General features: G+C 67.7%; 13 protein-coding genes and 2 pseudogenes. 5 read left to right on the plus strand and 10 right to left on the minus strand.

All coding sequences use genetic code 11. From position 1 onward, the window contains the following. Positions 1 to 108: 108 nt before the first annotated feature. The 3 genes from ACTWQE_RS05900 to ACTWQE_RS05910 all read right to left on the minus strand — a co-directional run bounded on the left by ACTWQE_RS05900 (position 109) and on the right by ACTWQE_RS05910 (position 3017). Positions 109 to 1299, minus strand: coding sequence for an amidohydrolase family protein (locus ACTWQE_RS05900; RefSeq protein ID WP_443327730.1), 1191 nt, complete (start codon positions 1297 to 1299; stop codon positions 109 to 111). A gap of 87 nt (positions 1300 to 1386) precedes the next feature. After that, entirely contained in the window at positions 1387 to 2508 is a 1122-nt protein-coding gene (locus ACTWQE_RS05905; RefSeq protein WP_443327731.1) for an MAB_1171c family putative transporter, read from the minus strand. Continuing rightward, a complete protein-coding gene (locus tag ACTWQE_RS05910; protein ID WP_443327732.1) occupies positions 2505 to 3017 on the minus strand; it encodes a hypothetical protein in 513 nt (170 codons plus the stop codon). Before ACTWQE_RS05910 ends, ACTWQE_RS05905 begins: the two co-directional genes overlap by 4 nt. A 623-nt stretch (positions 3018 to 3640) precedes the next feature. Here ACTWQE_RS05910 and ACTWQE_RS05915 point away from each other — a divergent pair. From ACTWQE_RS05915 to ACTWQE_RS05930, 4 genes and pseudogenes are all read left to right on the plus strand, one after another. Then, the gene (locus tag ACTWQE_RS05915) at positions 3641 to 4876 is read left to right on the plus strand and encodes a PP2C family protein-serine/threonine phosphatase (RefSeq protein ID WP_443327733.1); all 1236 of its coding nucleotides are present in this window, start codon (positions 3641 to 3643) and stop codon (positions 4874 to 4876) included. A gap of 535 nt (positions 4877 to 5411) precedes the next feature. Then, positions 5412 to 6413, plus strand: coding sequence for an acyl-CoA desaturase (locus tag ACTWQE_RS05920; protein ID WP_443327734.1), 1002 nt, complete (start codon positions 5412 to 5414; stop codon positions 6411 to 6413). A 42-nt stretch (positions 6414 to 6455) separates the two neighbouring features. Further along, on the plus strand, positions 6456 to 6854 hold the full coding sequence (locus ACTWQE_RS05925; RefSeq protein ID WP_443327735.1) for a DUF5994 family protein: 399 nt from the start codon (positions 6456 to 6458) through the stop codon (positions 6852 to 6854). Positions 6855 to 7051: 197 nt separating this feature from the next. Further along, positions 7052 to 7537: pseudogene (locus ACTWQE_RS05930) on the plus strand (DUF5994 family protein). Between the two features lie 18 nt (positions 7538 to 7555). Here the strand turns inward: ACTWQE_RS05930 and ACTWQE_RS05935 are convergent. The 4 genes and pseudogenes from ACTWQE_RS05935 to ACTWQE_RS05950 form a co-directional block, all read right to left on the minus strand. Beyond that, positions 7556 to 8317, minus strand: coding sequence for a GAF domain-containing protein (locus ACTWQE_RS05935; RefSeq protein ID WP_443327736.1), 762 nt, complete (start codon positions 8315 to 8317; stop codon positions 7556 to 7558). Continuing rightward, positions 8314 to 9060: a GAF and ANTAR domain-containing protein gene (locus ACTWQE_RS05940; RefSeq protein ID WP_443327737.1), complete on the minus strand. Its 747-nt coding sequence runs from the start codon at positions 9058 to 9060 to the stop codon at positions 8314 to 8316. Before ACTWQE_RS05940 ends, ACTWQE_RS05935 begins: the two co-directional genes overlap by 4 nt. A 64-nt stretch (positions 9061 to 9124) precedes the next feature. After that, entirely contained in the window at positions 9125 to 9493 is a 369-nt protein-coding gene (locus tag ACTWQE_RS05945; protein ID WP_443327738.1) for an STAS domain-containing protein, read from the minus strand. 258 nt (positions 9494 to 9751) lie between these two features. Beyond that, positions 9752 to 9921 (minus strand): annotated as a pseudogene (locus ACTWQE_RS05950) (IS630 family transposase); the annotation flags it as partial. A 209-nt stretch (positions 9922 to 10130) separates the two neighbouring features. Between ACTWQE_RS05950 and ACTWQE_RS05955 the strand changes: the two are divergent. After that, complete coding sequence (locus ACTWQE_RS05955) at positions 10131 to 11108, plus strand: hypothetical protein (RefSeq protein WP_443327739.1); 978 nt, start codon at positions 10131 to 10133, stop codon at positions 11106 to 11108. Between the two features lie 539 nt (positions 11109 to 11647). Here the strand turns inward: ACTWQE_RS05955 and ACTWQE_RS05960 are convergent. The 3 genes from ACTWQE_RS05960 to ACTWQE_RS05970 all read right to left on the minus strand — a co-directional run bounded on the left by ACTWQE_RS05960 (position 11648) and on the right by ACTWQE_RS05970 (position 14224). Next, positions 11648 to 12187: a hypothetical protein gene (locus tag ACTWQE_RS05960; RefSeq protein WP_443327740.1), complete on the minus strand. Its 540-nt coding sequence runs from the start codon at positions 12185 to 12187 to the stop codon at positions 11648 to 11650. Between the two features lie 714 nt (positions 12188 to 12901). Continuing rightward, on the minus strand, positions 12902 to 13435 hold the full coding sequence (locus ACTWQE_RS05965) for a GNAT family N-acetyltransferase (protein ID WP_443327741.1): 534 nt from the start codon (positions 13433 to 13435) through the stop codon (positions 12902 to 12904). A gap of 15 nt (positions 13436 to 13450) precedes the next feature. After that, a complete protein-coding gene (locus ACTWQE_RS05970; RefSeq protein ID WP_443327742.1) occupies positions 13451 to 14224 on the minus strand; it encodes a GntR family transcriptional regulator in 774 nt (257 codons plus the stop codon). Between the last annotated feature and the right edge of the window lie 117 nt (positions 14225 to 14341).

The following is a 14341-nucleotide window of genomic DNA, read 5'->3' on the forward strand; positions in this document are numbered from 1 at the left end:
CCGGGCTGTGCCGCGGCGGTGTCCGGACGCCCGCCGACGCCGCACGGCGGCACCGCCGCATAGCCCGAAGCGCGGCGCCCCTACGTGTCCGAACGCCGTGGCGGTGTGTCAGCCGGGAAACGGCCTGCCGCCCGCAAGGACATGACGTACCGCGCGCAAGGCGTGCAAGTCCTCGAGCGGGTTGCCGTCCACGACCAGAACGTCGGCCCGGTAGCCCTCGGCGATCCGTCCGGTCTCGGAGGCGATTCCCAGGGCGCGGGCGGCATCCGTGGTGGCCATGTCGATGATCTTTGCATGCGGAATGCCCAGGTATGTATAGAACTCCAGGCTGTTGACGAATCCGTCGAATGCGGCGCGGGTCACTCCGGCGTCCGTGCCCGCGATCATGGGCACCTCGAGCTCGGCCATCCAGCGCATGGAGGAGAACAACTCCTCGGCCCTCTCCTCACCCACCCGCCGTGCAAACGCTCGCCAGTTGGGGCTGGTGGCCGTGCACACCTGGATCCCGTCGGCCTTTATCCTCTCGGCAAGGTCCTCGCGCAGATCGAAGCCGCCGTCTGCGGCCATCCACGTGCAGTGCTCGATGGTACGGACCCCGGCATCCACGGCCGCCTCGATGCCCGCGGTCCCGTGCGCGTGGACGGCAACGGGCAGTCCGGACCGCCCCGCCTCCTCCACGACGATACGCAGCTCGTCGGCGCCGAACTGGGAGTCCCAGATCGCCGGACCGCCTTTGGTGAGTCCGCCGCCGGTCGCCATCACCTTGATGACGTCCGCTCCCGCGCGTGCGTTGCGCCGCACCAGGTCACGGACGGCGTTCTCACCCTCGACTTCGCCCCCGAAGAACCAGCAGTGGCCACCGGGAGAGGTCAACGGTGTCATGGCGGAAAGGATCCGTGGCCCCGGCAGCTCCCCTTGCGCCACCGCGTCGCGCAGGCGTACGGAAAGCCCGTTCCGGTCGCCCAGATCCCTCACTGTGGTCACTCCGGTACCGAGCAGCTGCCGTGCCCGGACAGCCATGCCGTCCAGCAGGGCGTCGTCGGTGCCGCTCCGGACGCTCGCGACCGGATCCTCGCTCGCATCGAAGATCAAATGAGTATGGCAGTCGATGAGCCCTGGCAGCAGGGTGGCATCCGGGAACGACAGTGTGGCCGGCCCGGCGTCGGCGAACCGGTCGACGGCGGTACGAGGGCCGACGGCGGCGATCCTTCCGCCACGGACGAGGACAGCGCCGTCCTCGAGACACTGGCCGTCGGGGCCTGTGATGACGCGTCCGGCTTTGATCAATATCTCTGCCATGCTGCCACTTCTGTTGGTATGCAGTGTCGACCGTTCGGTCACTTTCTCGGGGGCTTCCGGTCACCGCCGCGCTTCACGTCATCGCCGTCATCGCCGCGCTTCAAGCGCCTGGGAGACGGCGACCAGTTGGCGCGCGTCGGCGTCAAGGCTGTCCTCGCTCGGCAGTGCCACACCGAACGCCGGTGAGTCAGCGGCCACACCGGACGCCTGGGCCTGGAGCGCCGACGGCAGAATTTCGGCCACGGACTCGGGTGGAGACTCCTCGCGGACGCCGAGCCGGGCCAGATGGGGGCTGAGGCGTACGAGACCGTCCCGGCATTCGATGACCCGGCGGTAATAGCGACGGTGCATGGCGCGTATATGCAGAAGCTCCCGCCACCGGGTGGTCGGCGAACGGTTCAGCGCGTCCTCGGGAAATGCGTCGTGCAGGGCGGTCCACAGTGGCCGCAGGGCCTGGTAGGCACGACGGTGCTGCCACCAGATCCGCAAGCCGGCCAGCCGTGTGGCCACACCGGAGTAACTCACCCCGACGACGAACAGAGGAATCGCGAGGGCGAGCAGCGCAGCGGCGCCCTTCCTCAGCCCTTCGGGGAAGTCGCCACCGCCCCACTGGACCACGTTGCTCAGCACACGGATCGCGTTGGCGACCACCATGCCGGCCAGGGAAACGGCCGTCAGCCTGAGCCCTGTGGACAAGGGACGCTCGGAGATACCTGCGTACCTCCAGGTCCACCTCAAAGTCGCCGCGAACGCATATACCAGGTACAGCCCGGCTGCTGTGAAGAACACCGCGACCGGTGTGACGCTCATGTCCGCCGTGGCATGGGCACGTCCGCGAACGGAGCTCGGCGTCGCCACGGTGGCCCAGGTGAGGACAGCCACGACAACGGCGAGCAGCACGGCTTCGAGCAGGGCGCGACGGTTTGCCCGCCGGCGGTCCGCCGCCGAGTAGAGGTAGAAGCACAACAGCCAGTAGACGGCACCGAGCAGGAGCGCGTTCGCGATCAGTCTGGCGGCTCCGAGACCCAACAGGGCGTCCACAGCACGGGCCTCGGCCCGCAGCCCCAAGGAGAAGGAAGCCGCCACGAACGCCATGCAGAGGGTGACCGCGAGGAGAACACGGTCGCGGGGCGCTCTGCAGAGCTGGTACACCTTCCACAGCACGCCGAGGTCGAGCAGCCCGGCGACCAGAATCAGACGCAGGGTCACAGCCACCCCCACCGGTCGCCGAGGGCCCGCTGGACGCGGTTGAGGGACCGGTCGCTCGCCGTGCGCGGGGCCACGTGGTCGAGCACGGAGGCCCACTCCAGAATGATGGTGGCGACAAGCTCCGCCTCGCGCTCCCGCTCGTCGTCGTACGAGGTCCGGCGGAGTGCTCGCCGGATCGCCTGCAGCGAGAGAGCGGGCATCTCCTGCCAGAAGCGGTCGTCTGCATCGTCGCTCCGGTGATCAGCGAGGATGTGGCCGACCTCGTGCAGGATGATGTGGTCCTGGTGGGGCTTGGTGGTTTCCTTCTGGAACAGGATGTAGTCAGCCGCCTCCGCGGCTATCCACGCCCCGTAAGGCCCGGGCACCGGCAGGGAGTAGGGCACCAGCCGGATCGGCCGGCCTCGGCGCTCCCCGAGAACACGGCATACCTTGTCCACTTGCAGGGGTGGCTGGATGTCGAGAGCCTGCAGTTCCCTCTTGCAGCGCCGCCGTAGCTGCCGTTCCTTCAACCGGCCCTCACCTGATAATCGAAGCGATCCGTGCAAGGCGGATTCCCCCTGTCGCATGTCAACTACTGCCCGGTTCAGTCATCTCCGGTCGATTGTTCTGCTTGTTTCCCCTTGAGCTGGTAGGCCGGACTTCATGAACCTGTTGGCCCATCACATTTCATGTGGCCCGCACGCATTGACGCGCGTAAAGATACCCTGCGGTTCGTCCTCACCACAGGGGCTGTGGATGGGCTCCGCTCGAGGCTGTTCATCGGACCGCGATCGAACGCGGCCGACCTGTCGGTGGCCGGACTCTGCCGCGAGTGGATGGCGCAATGCGCCAGCTCCAGGGGTGTGCGACCGAACGCGAGGCCGACCTGTGGCCGGCGTGGAGGGCAGAGTGTCGTCGCCCTGCCCTTCTGGGAGGAGCTCGACGTCGAAGCCGATCACCGCGGGCGACCACGTCGGCAGCTCACTCCTGAGCTGGACCTGCGCGACCGGTACGGCGGGGCGTAATATGCACTCTTTGGGTGTAATGGGATCATTAGGTCGATTGTTCACGCCAAGCTGTGCAGGTTGATGAACGTCGTGACAGGAGCCCGTGTGAACAGATCGCTTGCGTGGGTCAGCGAGGTGGATCCGCCGTGACTGCCGGGTCGACCGGCAAGGGCGGGGTGGACCGGTCCGAAGGATTCGGTGAGCGGTTGTTGGGCGTGCTCCTGGACCGGGCGCATGAGATGCCGCCGCAGCTGATCGCCCCGCTGATTGCGGAAGAGGTGGCCGGAGTCGGTGGGCGTGACGTCTCGATCCTCCTGCAGGACTACGGTCAGCTGACGCTGGTGCCGCTGCCGGGCACTGGGCTGACCGTCGGCGAACCCGAGCCCATCAGCGCCTCCCATGCCGGCACAGCCTTTCTGCGCGCGACCCCCGTCGAGGTGTCGCATGCCGACGGCGTTCGGATGTACCTCCCGTTGCTGGACGGCAGCGACCAGGTGGGAGTCATGGCCCTCACCCTGGACACCGTCGATGACGACGACCGGCGGCTCCTGCGCAGGCTCGCCGGCCTGGTGGCCGACATGCTGGTCACCAAGCACGGCTACACCGACCGGTTCTTCCAGGCCCGGCGCCTGGAGCCGATGAGCGTGGCCGCGGAGATCCAGTGGTCTCTGCTGCCCCCGCTGGCAATGTCCGTGCCGCAGGTCGCCGTGGCCGGAATCCTCGAGCCCGCCTACCAGGTCGCCGGCGACAGCTTCGACTACGCCCTCAACGACGACATCCTGCACATGGCGACGATCGACGCGATGGGCCACGGCCTGGACGCGGCCACGATGGCAACCGTCGCCATCGGCGCCTACCGCCACGCCAGACGCGCCGACATCGGACTGGCCGAGATCTACACCTTCATGGACCGCGCGATCGCCGAGCAGTTCGGACCCGACCACTTCGTCACCGCGCAGATGATGCGCCTTAACATCGCAACGGGCCACCTGCAATGGGTCAACGCCGGCCATCCCGCACCACTGCTGATCCGCACCCACGAGGTCGTCCAGCAACTGGAGAGTGCGACCACCCTGCCGGTCGGCTTCGGCGGTGAACAGCCGCAGGTCAGCGAGCTGGCCCTCCAGCGCGGCGACAGAGTTCTGTGCTTCACCGACGGCCTGATCGAGGAGCGCGAAGCCGGCGGGGAGCAGTTCGGCGAGGAACAGCTCATCGACTGGGTCAACCGCATCGAGCGGACGCAGGAGGGAGTGCGGGCGGTGGTGCGCTCCCTCTCTCACGCCCTGAAGGAGGAACGGGGCGGCAGAACCAGCGACGACGCGACCCTCTTCCTCATCGAGTGGCGCGGGGGCGAAGCCGACCACCTCGCCACCCTGAAATAAGCTGGGAATACACGCACACGGGCGGCGCCGAGACCCGGAGTCGACCGGCCGAGCGACGCCGACAGGGCAGCGACACGCGACCGCAGCCGCTCAGCCGGCGTACTGCACACCGGCCGCTGGAACGCGTGCACCACCCGCACCGGCCGCGTACTCGTGCTTCGTGACCCTCTCCTGCGGGTTGCGGGTTGAGTGGGGTCAAGCTGCGCGGGCTGTGGATCCGTCCCGCTGCCCCGATCGCGACGGCCTGCTGAGCGTGCACGTCGGCGAATGCCTGTGCGCACAAGGGGAATCGTATGTTCTGCACACTCATCTTGGCCGTTGAAGAGGCGACTTGGCCGGATCACTGCAGGCTCCAGGTGGCCGCGCGATCCCGGGCCGTCTCGTTTTGGAGCGCGCGGGAGTACGGTGGGGAGGACGAGGGTTCGTCGTGCCCACCTGACTGGGCATCTCCAGCACGCCACCCATCCACCAAGGGCAGCCCGTGACCCCGGCCGCGCCTCATCCCAGCGGCCTTCCCGAGGTCAAGGAGCCCGGCATGTCACTCAGCCCCGCCCCGCCCACTAGGGCGATCCCGCCGAACACCGCCCCGCCGCCCCCTGGCTACGACGGGACCTCCCCCTTCCCACCGGACGGTCCGGCGCCCGCGCGCGGCGGCGGGGAGCGACTGTACGTCACGGTGACGGCGGTGATCGTCGTCCTGCCGTTCCTGGCGCTCGGCGTCGCCGGCTGGCTGCTCTGGGGCAGCCTCATCCACCCCGTCGACATCCTGCTGGCCGCCGCCCTCTACACGATCACTGGCCTCGGCGTCACGGTCGGCTTCCACCGCGGCCTCACCCACGGCGGCTACCGGGCCGTCCGCCCCGTGCGCATCGCGCTCGCCGTTGCCGGGTCGATGAGTTTCCAGGGCGACGTCATCGGCTGGGTCGCCACGCACCGCCGTCATCACGCCTTCACCGACCGGCCCGGCGACCCGCACTCCCCGTACCGCTACGGCACGCATCTGCGCGGCCAGTTGCGTGGGCTGCTGCACGCCCACGTCGGCTGGCTGTTCCGCAACGACCGCACGCCGGCCGAGCGTTATGCGCCCGACCTGCTCGCCGACCGCGACATCCGGGGCGTCGCCCGCGCCTTCCCGGCGCTGTGCGTCCTTACGCTCGCCCTGCCGTTCGCGGCGGGCTGGGCCATCGGCGGCACCTGGGTGTACGGCGTCACCGCCCTGCTGTGGGCGGGACTTGTCCGCATAGCGCTGCTCCACCATGTGACGTGGAGCGTCAACTCGCTGTGCCACGTGATCGGTGAGCGTCCGTTCCGCACCCGGCGCCACGACCGGGCCACCAACCTGTGGCCGTTGGCTCTGCTCTCCTTCGGCGAGAGCTGGCACAACCTCCACCACGCCGACCCCACCAGCGCCCGCCACGGCGTCGACCGCGGCCAGATCGACCCGTCGGCCGCCGTCATCCGCCTCCTCGAACGTCTCAACTGGGTGTACGACGTGCGCTGGCCCGCACCGGCCCGTGTCGCCGCCCGCCGCGCCTGACCGGGATTTCCGACCTCCGCATGGCAGTTGGCAGGAGCCTTCATGACCACCGCACTGCAATCCCCGCTTCCCTCCCACCCTCTCCTCCGCCTGCGCCTGGCGCCCCACGGCGTCCTGCCCAGGCCCATCGACGGGGCATGGTGGCCCCGTTCGCACGACCTGATCGCCGAACTTCCCCGGCTGCTCGGCGGGTTGCCGCTCGCGTGGGGTCACATCAGCAGCGTCATGGTGAACGGGGCGATGTGGTCCGCGACGCCCGGCCGGATCCTCGTCTTCAACCAGGTCGTACGACTGCGCAGGACCCTGGCGGCATCCGCCCCGCACACCGTCATCCTCCTCTCCCCCGGCCAGGGGCGCTGGGATCTGCTGGTCGTGCCTCCGGATACGACTGAGGAGGCCGCGGAACCGCTCATGGCAGCCGCGGCGGGCGGTCACGGCTGATTCGAGGCTTGGCCGCTCCGAGCGATACCCGGTGGAGGGCGACGCGTTCCGCGGGGTATGTGGTGAACCCGCGGATCAGACGTGTCGCGGCGACGGATGAAATCAGCAGGACACCGACGGCCAGGGCCGTGACGATGACGGCCGCATCCCATGACCAGGCGGCTGGGTCGGCCGGCAGTGGCCACGTGCGACGAGGAATTGCCGTCCTCGACCGCCCGAACCTCCGCCGGGTCCTGTGGCAGGTCGGCCGCCGGGCTGCCGTGGAGGGTCTGTTTCGCCGTCATGAGCGCGGGGCGTGGTGGCCGCGGTCCCGTGACATCGCCGCCGAGCTTCCCACTCTGATCGCCGCACTGACCGAGCACCTCGGGCCCGGTCACGCGCGTCGGCCTGGACGCCGGAGCCTGGGAACAACCGCCGACGCGACGGGTCGTCGACGACCGCGTCGTGCACATCGACTCCTTCCCGGTCGGTGACGACACCATCATCACCACCCGGGGCGATCAGCAGACCACTTCTCTCTGCTCGTGGTCCCGCCGCACGCGCCGTCCGACGCCGCACGCGCCGCGATGGCCGAAGCCGTCCGCGCCGACAACGTCACGCAGGCCGAACAGATCCTCGTCGACACCGGCATCGACCGGGAACACCCGGCCGCTACGGAAGACCGTCGGACCGGCCGTGAATAGCCGGAGACGCGACGGTGGTCAGCCGCGGTGGTCCTCGGGCCGGGCCGGTGCCGGGATGGTCGTGGTGTCGAAGTCGCCCGCGATGATCCGCGCGGCGAGGTCCGACAGGCGCAGGTGATGGGCGCGCGCGTACGACCGGAACGCGGCGAAGGCGTCGTCGACGGAGGTGTTCCAGCGCTCCGCCAGTACGCCCTTGACCTGTTCGATCAGGATGCGGCTGGTCAGCGCGGTCTCCAGCTGGCTGTTCTCGATGTGCGACTGTTCCAGCGTGCGCTGCTGCAGGATCGCGATGCTGGCCACGTCGGCGAGTGCCTGGGCGAGCGCGATGTCGTCGTCGCCGAGGCGCTGCGGCGTGTTCTGGAAGAGGTTGAGCGCGCCGACGATCCGGTCGCGCAGGCGCAGCGGTATGGCGTGTGTGGTCACGTATCCCGTCTCGTGGGCCCGTGCGGCGAAGCGCGGCCAGCCGACGGTCGCCTCCGCCCGCGTCAGGTCGATGTTCGTCCGGGCGGTGCCGGTGCGGTAGCACTCGACGCACGGGCCCTGGTCGTGCTGGAGCGCGAACAGTTCCAACAGGCGTGTGTGCTCGTCGGAGGCGGCGATGATCTGCAGTTCACCCTGCGCGTCCGCGAGCAGGATCCCGGCCGCCGAGACGTCGAGCAGTTCGACGCAGCGCGCGGACAGCCGGTGCAGAAGGTCGATGACGTCGAAGTCCTCGACGAGGGAGTCCGCTACCTCCACGAAGATCTCGGCCAGACGTCGTTCGCGGGCCATGCCGATCATCCCTTTCCACTGTCGGGCGAATACGGCCCGCTCACATCGTCGTCGAAACGGAGCCTGCGGGCGACCACATCCGCCGCAACCTCGCCGAGGGGACGCTCACTGCCGTAGGCGTAGGCACGCAGGCGCAGGAGTGCCTCCTCCATGGCCACGCCGAGCTGGACGCTGATCATCCCCGTCGCCTGGTGCACGACCGCGCGGTGCAGCCCCGACGGCCGCTCCAGGTACACGCCGAGCCCGGAGACGTTCCCCTCCCCCCTCCGGCTTCCGCGCCGGTCCCCGTTCAGGAAAGCGCCGGTCAGCACCGCCGCCAGGGCGGTGGTGTCCGCGTACTGCTGCTCACTCATCCGCCGGTCTCCGTTGCACAGCACGGTCAGTACGCCGACCCGGATGGCCCCGATGCCCAGCGGGAAGCAGCACACACCATGGACGCCCATCTCGCGCGCGGCCGGCAGGAGCGCGGGCCACCGCTCGGGGCGCACCCGGTCCAGGTCCGGCTCCACGACGGGCGAACCGGTGCGGACCGCGTCCGGCCCCGGGCCTTCGCCCAGCGTGAACTGGAGTTCCTCGAACCGCGCGCTCAGCTCGGGGTGCCACCAGAGCGGCTCGGCCGTCCGGTCGGCGCCCACGAGCAGCGACAGCGAGACCCCCTCGGCGCGCAGCGCCCGCGCGCACGCCTGCGCCGGATCGCCGGCCCCGCCCAGGCGCAGCGACCGCAGGACGTCCGCCATGCCGTCGCTGATCACCGTGCTCCGTTCCGCGGCGGCCGGGGCACTTCGGGGTGAGGCACCGCCCGGATTCCGCCGTACATTACGTAGCTCGGTCCGTCGCCGCGCGGTAGGCGGGTACGCCCTTCCAGGCGTCCTGGGCACTCGCGTACCGCGGGAAACGCCCCAGCAGACCACCGGCCTGGAACACGAGACCTGCACCCGGCCGGGTATGGACGACGCGCACCCATCCGAGCCGCTCGTGGCAGTCGTCCCACGCCGCGCGCAGCGGGGCCAGGACGCTGCCGTCCATGAACGTCACGCCGCGCAGGTCGACGATGAGGAACAGGCGGCCGGTGCCGTGGCGGGCGTCCTCCAGGTCACGCGCGAAGGCCGGCGCGGTCGTCAGGTCCAGCTCGCCGTAGGCCCGGACCACGCGGCACTCATCGAACAGGTCGGGATGCGGGCCCATTCGCCCCATCTCCTCTGTTGGTGGGGTGGCTTTCGCCTTGCGCAGGGCCTCTGTTGCGCGGAACGGGACTGTACGGAGAGGGCCGGGGTCACGGGCGGCCGTACGGCCAGCGTACTGCCGTGGAGGGAGCGGCCGACCGCCCTTCTCCGGTTTCCTTGGGGGGTGGTCGAAGGTGTCGTCCATGGTCGGTTCCTGACGGGTTCGAGGACGAAAGGTGCAAGGGAGCGGCGGGGGCGGAGGCCGTTGCCCCCACTGGGGTTACGGCGGTTGGAGATCGAGCCCGGTCTTGGCGACGAGGCCCTCGATGAGGCGGGGGCGGTACAGCATGGTTTGAGCCGGGTCTTCACCAGCGTGGTGAGCTGGTCGATGCTCTGTTCGGTGAGGTTGGCCAGCGACCTCTTCAGGTGCGACCACACACCCTCGACGGGTTGAGTTCCGGTGCTGGACAGGAGCATGAGAAGGGTTCTGAAAAGCGGCTGACGGGACTTTCCGTTTTGTTCTGCCCCATCCTCCTCAACTTCCCCAACTCCCTTATGTTCCTCTCCAGTAGCCCTACCTCTGTGTATGAGGGCTCATGCATAGTGGGTCCGCCTCAACCAAGGCCCTCGACCGCAGATAAGGAGCTGAAGAACCACCCATGGCGTGTCAGCAGTGTGGCGGCCTCGAGAGAACGTTGTCCGGGAGGCCCTGCGCATGCCGCTTCGCCACACCGGAGTCGCCGGCCGGGAAGACCTGGACCGCAGACCCGTGGATCATCAAGGAGACCCTGTACGGCCGGTGGACCACTCTCTCGCGCGCTCGGCGGGCAGGCGTTGCAGCGGGCGCGGCGCTTGCACTGTCGGGCCTGGGAGTGCTTCTTGCCTCCTCACTCTTCTCCGGCTCGGACACTCGCTCGGACGAGACAGCGGCGGACACCGAGCCCCGTGATGCGCCGAAGCCGAGCCTGATCCTGCCGACGGCCTTCCCTGACGAGCCCACCCCGACGCCCAGCAGCTCCTCGCCTTCCTCCAGCCACTCGTCCAAGCCTTCCCGCCGAGCGCACGCTCCTGGCCCCAAGCCGACGAAGAATCCTCCCGCGCCGGCCGGCCCCGTCACCTACACGGCCTGGGCCGGCCACGGCTGCCACTCCTCGGAGCATGGCAACTACGGCGAGGTGAACCACTATGAGAACGGCATCGAGGGCTGGTACATCGTCGACTCCGGGGGTTACGACGGCGGCTCGTGCAGCGGCAACTTCGGCGCGGTGCCGATGTCAGGCAGCAGCTCGGAAGACAGCGACAACGTCGTGCTGTGGTGGTGGTCGGTGGGCCGCGACTCCGACAAGTGCGCGATCTCGGTGTATGTGCCCAGCAGCGACAACAGCCGTGATGTAGCGGGCAACCCCACGACGTACCAGGTGTTCTCCCACCCGGACGACTGGGACACGGTGTACTCGGCTTTCCAGATCGACCAGACTGCCACCCGCGGGCGGTTGGTGGACGCGGGCACATACCGGGTGCAGGACGGTTACATCGGGGTGAAGATGCTCGACCGCGGCGAGAACTGGGACGACGAGGGCCCGACGTACGCCCACCACGCGGCGTCCCAGATGAAGGTCACCTGCCGGGGGACGTGACGCATCGGTCACACCTGCAGCGAACATATCCGCGGCCTCGAACTCGCACCTGTTCTCGCCGAGCGCGTTCCTCGGCGGTCAGACCACCCCATCGGGATACCGCATGCCCACGGCATAGCCGCCAGCACGTCAGCTGTCAGCGACGCAGACAGGCCATAACCCCCGCGCTTGAAGCTTTCTGGTCACGCAGAGAGACACGCAGACGAAACAGGTGAGGCACCTACTGAAAGTAGTAGGTGCCTCACCTGGTACTTCACTGTCGGGGTGGCGGGATTTGAACCCACGACCTCTTCGTCCCGAACTACGGGCGGGACGGTCGCTGAGGTCTGCTCAGCCGCTCAGTCGGCCATCTGGGACCGGTGACGGTCGCTTGCGGTCGTCGTGGTTGCTGTACTTCGCTGCTGTACCGCGAAGCGGTCTGACCACCGCTTGACAAGTTCGAACCCAGCTCGGCGTAACCTACTGGAGCCCGGCCCCTTGAGGGCGGCTTCTGGTCGTGCTGTAGATGGGCCTTGCAACCGGGCCTGCGGAGCAGTTATCTACTTATTAACGGGCTCGGGATGCGCCTTATAAAGTGTGCACACAATGTGTGGCACCTGGCCCTCGAAGCGTCTCTCCTGAATTATCTCGGCGTGCGGCCACGTTGAGTAGAAGGAGTCTGCGCCAGGCTCCGCAAGCTCTACGGAGAACTGATAGCCGAACGGCTCGGCTGCGAGCACATATTCAGGGATCTCCATGATGTCGGTGAACTGACTTATCTCACATGGTCGGTTAATGGCCCTGCCATCCCCTGCCCTGATTGCGCTGGTCAACAGCATCTCGGTTCCTTTGAACTTTGCCGTTGGGGGCTGCCTCTCCTTTGTTGGGAACATGCGTCTGCCCAGGGTCTTGAGGAAGGAATGCCCAGAGGCGTGGTAACTGTAGTGAGCCTTGAAATCAGGTTGAGCTAGGAGGTTCCAGTAGACGTCGCCTTTAGGGCTGCGGCAGATGCGGAATATCTGAAAGAGCGTGTCGCTGTCCCGCACAGCGATTGCGAAATCTTCTGTGCATTTCTTTGCTTCAAACCAAAGGTCACCCATAGAGTCAGGCTAGCCGTTATTCCTAATCTGCGCGCTTCGAGACGGTTGGCCAGATGCCTGGCCTCTGAGTCCATCAGGAGGGCGGCGGAGCGGGTTTGGCCGGTGTCCTGCCCGGTTTGGGGTCGAGCATGATCAGGGGGCCGTACGCTGGCTGGCAACTCGGGCAGGCTGTGATCCTGCCCGGAATTTGAACGAGTGGCCCCCTGGTCTTGCTCGACGCGGGACCCGAACCGGGGAGTGTGGGTAAAGCCGTGGAGCCGCCCGTCCCCACCCCCGGCCTGGTATTTCGCCCCCTTGTGGGCGCGGGCGGGCGACGCCGCGCGGCCCCACTGGCGTAGACATGGTGGGAGCCGGGCGGCGGCGTCCGGCCGGCGCCGCCGCGCTGTGCGCGGCACCTCTGACCTCTGCGTCAGGCAGCATCGCTGTTCAGGAGGCCGGGAACGCAGACGCCTGAGCGTCAACTGTGGTGTTCTCCCGAGCTTCCACCGCGGCATCCCGGTGCCGGTGCCCTGGTGTCTTTGCAGTCTTCTGGGGGCACTCGGGCGCATGGCGCAAGGGGAGGAAGCCATCCCGTGTGGCTGCGCTGCGTGGCGGCGGCTACGTCGCCAATGATCCTCGCTCGCCGAACGAACCCCGTGTCGGCAGCGAGCGAAGCGAGCCTTGATGATGTAGGGAAACTCTGTCCGCGCCGCCGCTGATTCCTCGCGCTGCTGGTCAGTCGGTGGGTGCGACGAAGCAGAGAGCGGATGTCTGTTGGCCTTCGCCGTAGGTGTGGATGGTGCTTCCGATGATCTGGCAGCCGAGCCGCTCGTAGAGGCGGATCGCAGCAGCGTCCTTGGTCATGACATCGCCGACGAGAGCGAGTTTACGCCTTCGGGCGTACGAGGCGGCTTCCCGGGCGAGACCTTCACCGACAGCCTTCCTGCGCGCCTGTGGCAATACGAAGAGCCTTGCAAGGACGACGACTTGACCCTCTGATACCTGCGCTTGCTTCAGGTAGAGCGAGACGGCTTCTTCGCCCTGCGGCCGGCTGACCGCGACATGGCCGACGACTTGTCCCGCCATCTCGGCTACCCACGCTTCGAGCAGCTCCGGCGGACTCAGCCATCCCTGCGGGTCCTCCACACCTTCTACGGGGTAACCGTCGGCGGCATGGACTGTCACGAGCCCGGCGGCAGCAGCGGGGAGATCCTCGTCAGTGCGAGTCCGGATGATCACGTTCGGCTCGGTTGTTGCGTCAGCATTCACGGCGAACTCCTCTTCTCATTCGACCGGGATGTTGTAACTGAGTCCGTTCATGTCGGCGCGCATTACGAACTTAGTCACCTCGTAGGGTTCGCCGTCCTGGTCGATGCTCGTGTGCATCACCTCGATGACGGGCACGCCGGGAGACACATTCAGGTATCCGACTTCGTCCGGTGTGGGCATGCGTGCCGTGATCTCATCGCTGATACGGGCCATCACGTGGCCCTTGTCCTCGAAGACTCCGTGGATTCCGTACTGGTGAGGGACCTCCGCTTGAAGGAGGCCCGTTCCCTGGGCGATGCGCCATGGGATCCACGTCGTCACGCGATAGACGGGGTCTGCATCCGCGTAGAACACATTCTCTCGACGCACTACGGACTTGGTCTTGTCGGAGACCTTGAGCCGGTCCGCTAGGGCCTTGTCCGGCTTGATGCGCTCGATGCCAAGGACTTCGAACCTTCCGACCTTGCCCTGCTTCGCGCACTCCACAAGGAACGGCGACAGTCCCGATTCGCGGTACTTCGGTGAGTATCTATCGCTGCCCAGGCGAATGAGGGGCTGCTTCACGCGAACGAACACGCCTCGACCATGCTCAGCGACTACCAGCCCTTCTTGGGCAAGGATCTTCAGGGCTTCGTCGACTGTGTTGCGGACGGCCCCGAACCGCTCCGCAAGCCTGCGCTGGGACGGGAGCTTCGCTCCAGGCGCATGCTGCCCGCTTTCGATCTCTTTGCGGAGTTGATCCGCAATCCGTCGACTCAGCGGCCTTCGATCTTCGGCCTGGTCGGTCATCACTACCTCTCCTAGTGGCTGGCGCCAGTTTACGTCCTGGCTTGAGCCAGTTCCACGCAAGGGCTTGACGTCACTGGCTTGAGCCAGTTCTACTGGCGCAAGCCAGTTCAACTGGCG

The sequence above is a fragment of the Streptomyces sp. 8N706 genome (assembly GCF_052245415.1).
In the GTDB taxonomy this organism is placed as follows: domain Bacteria; phylum Actinomycetota; class Actinomycetes; order Streptomycetales; family Streptomycetaceae; genus Streptomyces.

Coding starts and splice junctions, on each gene's coding strand:
- ACTWQE_RS05925 (WP_443327735.1), top strand. CDS start 6,456: ATGACCACCGCACTGCAATCCCCGCTTCCCTCCCACCCTCTCCTCCGC.
- ACTWQE_RS05935 (WP_443327736.1), bottom strand. CDS start 8,317: ATGATCGGCATGGCCCGCGAACGACGTCTGGCCGAGATCTTCGTGGAG.
- ACTWQE_RS05960 (WP_443327740.1), bottom strand. CDS start 12,187: ATGGGTGACCTTTGGTTTGAAGCAAAGAAATGCACAGAAGATTTCGCA.
- ACTWQE_RS05920 (WP_443327734.1), top strand. CDS start 5,412: ATGTCACTCAGCCCCGCCCCGCCCACTAGGGCGATCCCGCCGAACACC.
- ACTWQE_RS05970 (WP_443327742.1), bottom strand. CDS start 14,224: ATGACCGACCAGGCCGAAGATCGAAGGCCGCTGAGTCGACGGATTGCG.
- ACTWQE_RS05945 (WP_443327738.1), bottom strand. CDS start 9,493: ATGGGCCCGCATCCCGACCTGTTCGATGAGTGCCGCGTGGTCCGGGCC.
- ACTWQE_RS05900 (WP_443327730.1), bottom strand. CDS start 1,299: ATGGCAGAGATATTGATCAAAGCCGGACGCGTCATCACAGGCCCCGAC.
- ACTWQE_RS05955 (WP_443327739.1), top strand. CDS start 10,131: ATGGCGTGTCAGCAGTGTGGCGGCCTCGAGAGAACGTTGTCCGGGAGG.